This window comes from Thermostichus sp. OS-CIW-26, assembly GCF_054058395.1.
The window spans coordinates 24,362-33,779 of record NZ_JBSSAG010000028.1 but is presented as its reverse complement, the minus strand read 5'-3'; the positions used below and the strand labels follow the sequence as shown (position 1 = coordinate 33,779).

8 protein-coding genes, 1 tRNA gene and 1 pseudogene are annotated in these 9,418 nt (G+C 56.1%); 4 read left to right on the top strand and 6 right to left on the bottom strand.

From position 1 onward, the window contains the following. Positions 1 to 240 precede the first annotated feature (240 nt). The 3 genes and pseudogenes from ACVW0C_RS10975 to ACVW0C_RS10965 all read left to right on the top strand — a co-directional run bounded on the left by ACVW0C_RS10975 (position 241) and on the right by ACVW0C_RS10965 (position 3,110). The gene (locus tag ACVW0C_RS10975; protein ID WP_457385405.1) at positions 241 to 1,605 is read left to right on the top strand and encodes a serine/threonine protein kinase; all 1,365 of its coding nucleotides are present in this window, start codon (positions 241 to 243) and stop codon (positions 1,603 to 1,605) included. 98 nt (positions 1,606 to 1,703) lie between these two features. Continuing rightward, positions 1,704 to 2,257: pseudogene (locus tag ACVW0C_RS10970) on the top strand (IS5 family transposase); the annotation flags it as partial. 94 nt (positions 2,258 to 2,351) lie between these two features. Next, positions 2,352 to 3,110 carry a TIGR00297 family protein gene (locus ACVW0C_RS10965; RefSeq protein WP_457385404.1) on the top strand — a complete coding sequence of 253 codons (759 nt, stop codon included), beginning with the start codon at positions 2,352 to 2,354 and terminating at the stop codon, positions 3,108 to 3,110. A gap of 321 nt (positions 3,111 to 3,431) precedes the next feature. Here ACVW0C_RS10965 and ACVW0C_RS10960 read toward each other — a convergent pair whose 3' ends face one another. The 5 genes from ACVW0C_RS10960 to ACVW0C_RS10940 all read right to left on the bottom strand — a co-directional run bounded on the left by ACVW0C_RS10960 (position 3,432) and on the right by ACVW0C_RS10940 (position 8,149). Beyond that, the gene (locus ACVW0C_RS10960) at positions 3,432 to 3,764 is read right to left on the bottom strand and encodes a ribulose bisphosphate carboxylase small subunit (protein ID WP_011434136.1); all 333 of its coding nucleotides are present in this window, start codon (positions 3,762 to 3,764) and stop codon (positions 3,432 to 3,434) included. A gap of 8 nt (positions 3,765 to 3,772) precedes the next feature. Continuing rightward, complete coding sequence (gene rcbX / locus ACVW0C_RS10955) at positions 3,773 to 4,180, bottom strand: RuBisCO chaperone RbcX (protein WP_011434137.1); 408 nt, start codon at positions 4,178 to 4,180, stop codon at positions 3,773 to 3,775. A 66-nt stretch (positions 4,181 to 4,246) separates the two neighbouring features. After that, positions 4,247 to 5,671 carry a form I ribulose bisphosphate carboxylase large subunit gene (locus ACVW0C_RS10950; RefSeq protein WP_011434138.1) on the bottom strand — a complete coding sequence of 475 codons (1,425 nt, stop codon included), beginning with the start codon at positions 5,669 to 5,671 and terminating at the stop codon, positions 4,247 to 4,249. Positions 5,672 to 6,179: 508 nt separating this feature from the next. Next, positions 6,180 to 6,782 carry an ATP-dependent Clp endopeptidase proteolytic subunit ClpP gene (clpP, locus tag ACVW0C_RS10945; protein ID WP_011434140.1) on the bottom strand — a complete coding sequence of 201 codons (603 nt, stop codon included), beginning with the start codon at positions 6,780 to 6,782 and terminating at the stop codon, positions 6,180 to 6,182. Between the two features lie 203 nt (positions 6,783 to 6,985). Continuing rightward, positions 6,986 to 8,149, bottom strand: coding sequence for an RNA-guided endonuclease InsQ/TnpB family protein (locus ACVW0C_RS10940; RefSeq protein WP_457385402.1), 1,164 nt, complete (start codon positions 8,147 to 8,149; stop codon positions 6,986 to 6,988). 312 nt (positions 8,150 to 8,461) lie between these two features. On the opposite strand from ACVW0C_RS10940, the gene ACVW0C_RS10935 reads away from it, so the two are divergent. Then, positions 8,462 to 8,534, top strand: a tRNA-Glu gene (locus ACVW0C_RS10935). A 313-nt stretch (positions 8,535 to 8,847) separates the two neighbouring features. Here ACVW0C_RS10935 and ACVW0C_RS10930 read toward each other — a convergent pair. Continuing rightward, the gene (locus tag ACVW0C_RS10930) at positions 8,848 to 9,195 is read right to left on the bottom strand and encodes a DUF1815 family protein (protein WP_011434143.1); all 348 of its coding nucleotides are present in this window, start codon (positions 9,193 to 9,195) and stop codon (positions 8,848 to 8,850) included. Positions 9,196 to 9,418 lie beyond the last annotated feature (223 nt).

The window sequence follows — 9,418 nt, the reverse complement described above, 5'->3', positions numbered from 1 at the left end:
TAAACCAGCCTAGAGGTTCGTGGTTGGCTTGCCAACTGCAGGGCTACCGAAAGCCCGCCCTGTACTGCGAAGCAGTCAGGGTCGGGTAGTTTACGTTCGAGGCCATATAACCTGAGAGCTTACTTTACATCTCTTCACTCACTCTAATCGCTTTTTGAGAGGCGCGGCGGCAGGGATCCGAAAGGGACAAAGATAAGCTAAAGCTGAAGCAACCAGCAGGGTCGGACCTGAGGAGAGGGTATGACTCCAGAGCGTCCAATTTGGCACAGTCGCTATCGGCCAGAGCGGCGATTGAGCAAGCGCAGCGGCAGACACACCTATCTGGCCCAGGATTTGCTCACCTCGGAACAGGTGGTGATCAAGCTGCTGCTCTTTGGGCCAGACTTTGATTGGGCCGACCTGAAGCTGTTCGAGCGGGAAGCCCAGATCCTGCAGACCCTCTCCCATCCGGCCATTCCCCAATACCGCGACCACTTCGAGATCAGCCTAGAGGGAGGACGGGGCCTAGCCCTGGTGCAAACCTACATCGACGCCCCCTCGCTGCAGGAGTGGATGGAGCAAGGGCGGCGCTTTGCCGAGCCGGAGGTGCGGGAGCTGGCGCAAAAGCTGCTGCGCATTCTCGTCTACCTGCACGAACTCCATCCCCCCGTCATTCACCGAGATCTCAAGCCCAGCAACATTCTCTTGGGATCCGACCAGCAGGTGTACCTAGTGGATTTTGGCTCGGTTCAGGCGGCTGCTCCACGGGAGCAGGGATCCTACACCGTGGTGGGGAGCTACGGCTACATGCCCCTAGAGCAATTTGGCGGCAGAACCGTGCCCGCTTCCGATCTCTACAGCTTAGGTGCCACCCTAATCCACCTGCTCACCGGACAACATCCGGCGGACTTGCCCCAGGAGGGAGCCCGGATTGTGTTCGAGCAAGCGGTGCACCTGAGCCCGCCCTTCCGCGACTGGCTGCGGTGGATGACGGAACCTGTGGTGGCGGATCGTCCTGCTTCCGCCCGGCAGGCCCTGGAGGCGCTGGAGCATTTGGATCGTCGTCCCGCCTTGATTCCCTCAGACGCAGCAGCAGTCCCTACTCGACAGCCAGCAGGCAGCCGGATTCAACTGCACAAGTCTGAACAGACCTTTCAGGTGGTGATCCCGGCCCGGCAAATCGGTGTTTTGGTGTTGCTGCCTTTCGCCATCGCTTGGAACTCCTTCATCACCTTTTTCACGATCATATCGGTTGGGTTTGCGCCTTTTCCGGCCAATCTGGTGTTTGGCCTATTCATCCTGCCCTTCTGGACGGTGGGGTTGGGGATGGTGGGCGTGATCCTCTACGGTCTATTCGGCAAAGTCCACCTGCGGATCGACACAAAATACATTCGCCTGGCTCACGAGGTGTTTGGCCTGAGGTTTGGCAATGTTCCCCCCAGTCGGCGATGGGATATTGACCGGCTAGAGCTGATCCCACGCCAAAGCCCACAGTTGAACATCTGGGCGGGCAACCGCAAATACGAGTTGGGAGCGGGGATCCCTTTGCAGGAGCCAGAGCTGGAGTGGTTGGCCTCGGAACTAAGCCGTTGGCTGAAGATCCCAGTTGAACGGCAAAAGGTGTAGTCGTTAGGTTTTTTGCATTTAGTTATGATAAGGACAGTTTTTGGGTAAGGTCTGATGAGTTATCTTGCTGCAGATCACAGCAAATAAAATAGCAAAAAATTATAGCTTTCCTGAAAACAGAATCCAGATCCACATCGGCAAAGAGGCAGGATGCAAACAGTTTATCCAAGGCCTGCTGTAATAGCTCGCTCTGGATCCCCGTGGCGCTACCTCCCAAAAAGATATGGAAAATGATACACCAGAGATTCTATCGCTGGAGTTGCTTGGGAGTTTGGGAAAGACCCTGACTTAGAGCATCTTATCCTTGACTCAACTGTCGTTCGTGCTCACCCCTGGGCAGCCGCAAAAAAAGGGGAGCAAGCTTTGGGGAGGAGTCGAGGTGGATACAGCACTCAGATCCATGTGAGTGTGGATGGTTTGGGGAAGCCGTTAGTGTTTAGAATCACAGCAGGGCAAAGCAGGATATTACCCAAGCAGAGGCATTACCAGAGAGTTGGCAAGAAGAGCATACGAAGGTGATAGGGGATAAGATTCTCAGGAATTCAGGGAGAGGATAGACAAGGGAAGGCCGGGTGCTGATTCCTTCTAAGAGGAATAGGAGGGTGGTGGGAGATTTGACCGGCACGTTTACAGGGAGAGGCATTTAGTCGATAAAAGATTTTTTTGCGATTTAACACGGATTGCTATATTGGTGCTTGTGCTGAGAATTATCTGGCCAAATTGCTGTGGCTAAAGTTTAAGGGTATATGTGGCAAGCGTGGCTTCTGAGTCAGTGGGGGGTGGCACTCTGGCTCAACCTGGCTCTGGTGGTGCTGGGTCTGCTGAGCCCTCAGAAGGCTTTGACGCGAGCAGGGGTCATCCACGCGGGCCTGCTGGGCCTGCTGGTGTGGGGGGGGCTGGGGGGGCGGGGCTACGCGGTGGTAGCTGCCTATTTTTTAGTGGGAACAGCCGTAACCAAACTGGGGATCCGGCGCAAGCAGGCGCAGGGGATCGCCGAAAAGCGAGAGGGGGCGCGAGGGCCGGAGAACGTCTGGGGATCCGCTTTAACCGGGGCAGTATGTGCGCTAGGATACGCTTTCTTCCCGCATCCCCTGTGGTGGTTGGGATACAGCGCCAGCTTTGCAGCGAAATTGGCCGATACCGTCAGCAGCGAGGTGGGGAAAGCCTATGGCCGCAAGACCTTTTTGATCACCACCTTCCAGTCCGTGCCGGCGGGCACAGAAGGAGCCATCAGCCGAGAGGGATCCCTGGCGGGGGTGGCGGCAGCGGCAGGGATGGCCGGGTTGGCCTGGGGGATTGGCGGGGAGTGGGTGGGGGAAAGCCCATTTTGGTTGGGCATCTGCTGGCTGGCTGGGATCCTGGCCACCCTGGCGGAAAGCTGGATGGGAGTGGTGTTACAACCCCGTTTGGCCTGGATGACCAACGAAGTTGTAAACAGTATTCAAACAACCCTGGCCGCTCTTCTGGCGGTAGGGCTGGGATCCCTTATGGGCATCGGATCCTAGAAATAGGGTCACCATGAACTACCCCACCGTATAGGCAGATGGGGTTTCTAGTGCCCCATCCCCTTAACAGTGAGGTTTTTGTCCCTTCCTCTGTCCCAGTTGCTTCATAGACCCGCAGGTCTCTGAAGGAGTGCTGCAACATCCGAGACCAACGAGGCTGGTTCCCAACCCCGGTTGCCCGTTGACGGCAACGTTGTACATGACCATTACCGAACCACGGTCTCTATTGCCGTGCCACCGAGAACGGCCATACAAAGAAGTCAAGCCAGGAGGCTTGACCAAAAGGGGAGAAGCTCTCCCCTTTCGCTGACCAGAGCTCCCTTAGCGCAGGCCGCTGGGCTTATAGACCAGGAAGCTGAGCACTTGGCACTGCTTAATGTTGTCGAACCCCACCACGCGAATGAAACAGTTGGGGTAGGCGCTGCGGCAAGCCTGCACTTCGCTGAGCACCTCCTGGGGAGAAGTGGCGCTGAACAGGGGCAGCTTCCACAGCGTCCAATAGCGAACCGTTGGTTCAGACGATTCGTTGAACTCTATGGCCGGGATGTAGCCCTGATCCAAGATGTACTGCACCTGCTTGATGATCTGCAGATCCGTCAGCGGCGGCAGATAGGAGAGGGTTTCGTAGCGGCGCTCTTTTGGTAAGGTTTGCATGATGAGTGTCACTCCGTTTCGAGCCTAGGGTTTTGTGGGGGGGATCCCGCTTCCGGGTGGGTAACGGGTAGGGATCCTGTTGCTGAGGTGATCCGTTCTAGATGATTGCGGCGGTGCTCCATGTTGGCTTGCTGGATGCCGGCTTTGGCCATTTCCGGCAGGTAATCGACCACCTCCGCAGCAATGTGTTCACGAACGGTCATGATGCGATAGGCCAACTCAGGACGCTCAGCCAGCAAAGCCCGCAGGTAGGCTTCTCCATCCTGAAGGTTTTGCCGAGCGGAGAACTGCTGTAGCCAAAGGGCCCTGGGGGGATCTGTTTCGCTCAGTTGGGCCAGCACCGTGCGCATCGCCTGATAAGTCAGGTAGCTGATCAAGGTCTTGGCGGTGTCTTTGGCGATCTGTTTCAGATCCATTGCCGATCCAGGGAGGGGGCCAGCAGGGCAAGAGAACCGTAGGGATCCCTTGCCCCCAGCAGATCTCTAGAGGGTGTCGACGGCCTTGAACTCGAACTTGATTTCCTTCCACAGCTCGCAGGCAGCCGCCAGCTCCGGCGACCACTTGGCCGCTTCCCGGATGATGTCGTTGCCTTCGCGGGCCAGATCTCGACCTTCGTTACGAGCTTGGATACAAGCCTCCAAGGCCACCCGGTTGGCGGTTGCGCCCGGCGCGTTGCCCCAGGGGTGTCCCAAGGTTCCGCCGCCGAACTGCAGCACCGAGTCGTCGCCGAAGATTTCCACCAGCGCCGGCATGTGCCAAACGTGGATCCCACCGGAAGCCACTGGCATCACCCCTGGCATGGAAGCCCAATCTTGGGTGAAGAAAATGCCGCGGGAGCGATCGGCCTCTACGTAGTTTTCCCGCATGAGATCCACAAAGCCCATCGTGATGGCGCGGTCGCCTTCCAACTTGCCCACCACCGTCCCAGAGTGCAGGTGGTCGCCACCGGACATGCGCAAACACTTGGCCAACACCCGGAAGTGGATGCCATGGTTTTTCTGCCGGTCGATCACCGCGTGCATGGCCCGGTGAATGTGCAGCAGAATGCCGTTATCCCGGCACCACTTGGCCAAGCTGGTGTTGGCAGTGAAGCCAGCTGTCAAGTAGTCGTGCATGATGATAGGGGCGCCCAACTCCTTGGCAAACTCGGCCCGCTTGAACATCTCTTCGCAGGTGGGCGCCGTCACGTTCAAATAGTGGCCCTTGATCTCGCCGGTTTCCGCTTGGGCCTTGTGGACAGCCTCCATCACGAACAAGTAGCGATCCCGCCAGCGCTGGAAGGGCTGGGAGTTAATGTTTTCGTCATCTTTGGTGAAGTCCAAGCCGCCCCGCAGAGCTTCATACACGGCCCGCCCGTAGTTTTTGGCAGAAAGGCCCAACTTGGGTTTGATGGTGCAGCCCAGCAGCGGACGGCCATACTTATTCAATTTGTCCCGCTCCACCTGAATGCCGTGGGGAGGGCCCTGGAAGGTTTTCAGGTAGGCCACCGGGATCCGCACATCTTCCAGCCGCAGCGCCTTTAGGGCCTTAAAGCCAAAAACGTTGCCCACAATCGAGGTGAGCATGTTGGTCACCGAGCCTTCCTCAAACAGATCCAGCGGATAGGCGACGAAGCAGAAGTACTGGTTGTCTTCGCCGGGAACCGGCTCGATGTCATAGCAGCGGCCTTTGTACCGATCCAAGTCGGTCAGCAAATCGGTCCATACCGTTGTCCAGGTGCCCGTCGAAGACTCAGCCGCCACGGCTGCCCCCGCCTCTTCGGGAGGAACGCCCGGTTGAGGGGTAACTCGGAAACAGGCCAAGACATCGGTATCCTTGGGTGTGTAGTCGGGAGTGTAATAGGTGAGTCGGTAATCCTTCACCCCGGCTTGATAGCCGCTTTTGGATTGGGTTGCTGAGTAGGCCACGTTGATCTCCCTCTGAACGAATTACAGAACCAGAAAATGCCCTTCACGGATGCAACCAAGAGGAAAAACTCAGGGCCAAAACTCGAGACCGCCGAGTTTCCGTGAATAAGACCGCCCCACAACCATGAGGCCAAAGTTGGGCTTTAAGACACTCTTCATCCCGGCGGATGGAAGCCCTAAACCCTTCTTTTCGAGCGCCTTCAATTACTAGCTTCGACTCCCTGGATTTGCAAACCCAGCGGAAAGGAATTTATACAGCGCCTAAGCTAGAATCTCGGCAAACACAACTCTATATAGGTTTAATCCTAAGCTACCATCCGCAATAATGGGCTGATCATTACTTTCTTTATGAGTTTGATTAGTTTAATTAAAGTAAGACCCCCTGCTTCCCGCTGAGAATACAGATTTCTTTGGCTTTCTTAATATCCTTCGGGTGGGATCCCCGGCCAAAACCAAAAGCTCCCTTCTTTGAGGGAGCGGAGCAAGTCCACCCACAGGATCTGGAGGGTCAAGAAACGGCTGCCAGGGTTGGCTGGGGTCTCTTGCTGATCACTTGGTCGATGAGGCCGTACTCTTTGGCTTGTTCTGGGGTCATGAAGTTGTCGCGGTCGGTATCTCGTTCGATGCGCTCTAGAGGTTGACCGGTGTGGTAGGCCAGCAAGCTATTGAGGCTGTTTTTGATGAAGAGGATCTCTTTGGCCTGAATTTCAATATCGGTAGCTGGCCCCTGAGCTCCACCAAGGGGTTGGTGGATCATGATGCGGGCGTGGGGAAGGGCAATGCGCTTGCCTTTGGTGCCCCCTGCCAGCAGAAAAGCTCCCATGCTGGCAGCCAAACCAATGCAGATGGTGGAGACATCCGGCTGAATGTGCTGCATGGTGTCGTAAATGGCCATGCCGGCATAGACAGAGCCGCCGGGGGAGTTGATGTAGAGGTAGATGTCTTTTTCAGGGTCTTCGGACTCCAAGTAGAGCATCTGGGCCACAATCAGGTTAGCAATGTCGTCGTCCACCTGGGTGCCCAAGAAAATGATCCGATCCCGCAAGAGACGCGAGTAAATGTCAAAGGCGCGCTCGCCTCGCGCAGATTGCTCAATAACGGTGGGAATCATGCCAGTCCAAACGATGGGTCAGTCCTTACTAGTGTAGTCTAAGCCACCGGACGGATGCTTTGCTCAGGACGACTCACCGGCCCGCCTCCGTACGGGGCTCGATGGGGTGTGAGCCGGCTAAAACAGCAAAGAGACGGGTGGTTATGGCGGGATCCCTCTTCTTCTGGGATGTGGAACGGGTGTAAACTACCCGGCTCCGACCGCTAAGCGGTACGGAGCGGGCTTTCAGTAGCCCTGAGCCTGCTCTGCTCTACCAGAGAACAAAACAGGCCCGAACCTCTAGGCTGGTTTACGACAGCCCCCAAAAGCGTAATCACATTCGCACCATTCAAATCCGCATCCCCTTCCCATCCACAGTGCCCACACTTGAACGACTTGCCACTGCGGTAGGACTTGCCCTGCTCAGGGTGGATGTGCAGGCATTTGTGGCAGGTCTGGCTGGTGTAGGCAGGCGGCACCAGCACCACAGGCACTCCAGCAATGGCAGCCTTGTAGGCCACAAACATCCTGAGCTGGCAGAACGCCCAGTTGTTAGTCCTGCGCCGCTCAGTCTTGCTCCGAGGCTTCTGATTCAGGCGCTCTCGAATGCCTGTCAAGTCCTCAAAAGCCAGTGCCGCACCAATAGCTTGGGCATCCCTGACCAAGGTTTTGCTGATGTTGTGGTTCAGCCATGTCTGGTAGCGCCGTTCTCTCCCAGAGAGCCTTCTCAGCAGCCTCCTAGAGCTGCGAGTGCGTTTGGATTGAACCTTGGCGCGTACACGGCTGAACCGGTCACGGACGGCCTGGATGTGCTCTCCACTCCAAGAACGTCCGTTGCTAGCGGTGGCGATATCCCGCCTGCCCAAGTCAACTCCGATTACCTTGGGAGTCTTGCCGGTCGGGGGAGTATCCAGCTCAACAGCAATGTTGATGTAGTAGTCCCCTTGCTTAGTCTTGGACAGGGTTGCGCTTGTCGGCTTCTGCCCCCGCAGCAAAGCGATTTGATAACCGCCAATCTTGAGCTTGAGCCAAACCCGTCCGCTCATCAGGGTCACGCCCACGGCTTGGTCGGACTCTCGGTACTTAAAAGTACGAGCGTCCAAAGTCAGACTGGTGGGGCGGAACTTGTGGACTTGCTTCACCGCCTTGGCATTGCTAATCACCCGACGGAGCGCCTGACAGACGTGGTTGGCTTTTAGCCCCGTTACCTCCTTCACCGGTCGATAGACCAGGTGATGCAGCTTGACGGTGTTCCAGCACTTCTCACGCTTGGCGGTATCCAGAATCTGGTTGCAAGCGTCAGCAAATCTCTGCAGGGTGCGGTCAATTTCTTGACGCAACTCTACAGGGACTATCAGCTTGCAACGTACAGATATGGTCTGGCTCATGGGCCTATTGTAGCTCATCCAGACCTTGGTCGGCCTATTTATCATCTATATAGTCAGTGCACTTATATGGGGGTGGGCTTTCCTCCCGACACCAAGCCTGCGGCTATGGTGCGGGTCTCCAGCCCGAAAATTTGGTGAAGCCAAGATGGACGTGATCCCAGATGAACCGATTGTGATTGCCAGCCTGCTGAGCCTGGCTTTGCTGGGGATCTTGATTCTGAACTTGGCAGGGCGTGGGTCTGGGGATGCAGATTAAAAGGTTGACAAGCTTACTTGCCATTCCTTAGGATTAGGATCGCCTCGTTTCCGAGTGCCCCCATCGTCTAGAGGCCTAGGACACATCCCTTTCACGGATGCGACAGGGGTTCGAATCCCCTTGGGGGTATTGCGTAAGAGCCATGAGAGACTGAGCCCGTCGACACGGGATCCCTGGCAGCGGTGACACCTTACTCAGACTTTACTCAGAGAGGCTTTGCCGCCACAAACCACTCCAGATACAAGCTGGGAGAGCGGGTCATCTGGGATCCCCATACAAGCGGCATGGGCAGCCAGCCAACTGCCACTCCGTCGAGGGGGATCCCTATTCCACCCTTACTCCTCAACAGGGGAAAAATCTCCAAAGCAGCGGCCTAGAAGGTTAGGCTTAGTTGTCCAATCGGCTACGGCTTGGGTTTGAGCAGACCTAGGGCCTGCCAGGATCAGGTGCTGGCCACCAGAGCTTCAGCCGGCGTGGCGGCGACCAACAGCTCATCTTTGATAAGCTCTGCCAGCTCCTGCAGTTGGCGAATTGCCTCTGCTCCTTCCAATTTCATGAGCTCTCGGTCATCCCGCATTTCTGTCCAGCTAATGGAGCATTCGGAAACCAAAAAGCGAATCAGGTGCCCCTCTCGTAAGCTGACCATAAACGAGGCACTCTCGAAAGACGTACCACAGGTGTAGCAAGAGGCTGGGTAGCCCCGCTTCTCCAAAACGATGGCCAGGGCCTGCAAACTCATCACCAGATCTTGAACATAGCTGCGGTATTGTTCCGCCAACCGTGTGAACATCACACTCCTCCCTAATGAATTGGCCTCTGTGGGGCTCCGCCTAGCTGCAAATGACCTAACTAGTAATTTATGCTTAGGGCTAGGTTTACATCTATCATAACAATCGACAATCCCTCAAGGAAGTGATTAAGGCCACAGAGTAGGCAAGGTCTACCTCAGTGAAATGTAGTATTCAACACTTCTCTTAACAGGGACATCAAAATTTACCTCGAGTCAATGCTCT

Excerpts from the sequence above, each read along its gene's own strand:
- ACVW0C_RS10975 (WP_457385405.1), top strand. The coding sequence starts at position 241 with ATGACTCCAGAGCGTCCAATTTGGCACAGTCGCTATCGGCCAGAGCGG.
- rcbX (WP_011434137.1), bottom strand. The coding sequence starts at position 4,180 with ATGGATCTGAAACAGATCGCCAAAGACACCGCCAAGACCTTGATCAGC.
- ACVW0C_RS10940 (WP_457385402.1), bottom strand. The coding sequence starts at position 8,149 with ATGAGCCAGACCATATCTGTACGTTGCAAGCTGATAGTCCCTGTAGAG.
- ACVW0C_RS10965 (WP_457385404.1), top strand. The coding sequence starts at position 2,352 with ATGTGGCAAGCGTGGCTTCTGAGTCAGTGGGGGGTGGCACTCTGGCTC.
- clpP (WP_011434140.1), bottom strand. The coding sequence starts at position 6,782 with ATGATTCCCACCGTTATTGAGCAATCTGCGCGAGGCGAGCGCGCCTTT.
- ACVW0C_RS10960 (WP_011434136.1), bottom strand. The coding sequence starts at position 3,764 with ATGCAAACCTTACCAAAAGAGCGCCGCTACGAAACCCTCTCCTATCTG.
- ACVW0C_RS10930 (WP_011434143.1), bottom strand. The coding sequence starts at position 9,195 with ATGTTCACACGGTTGGCGGAACAATACCGCAGCTATGTTCAAGATCTG.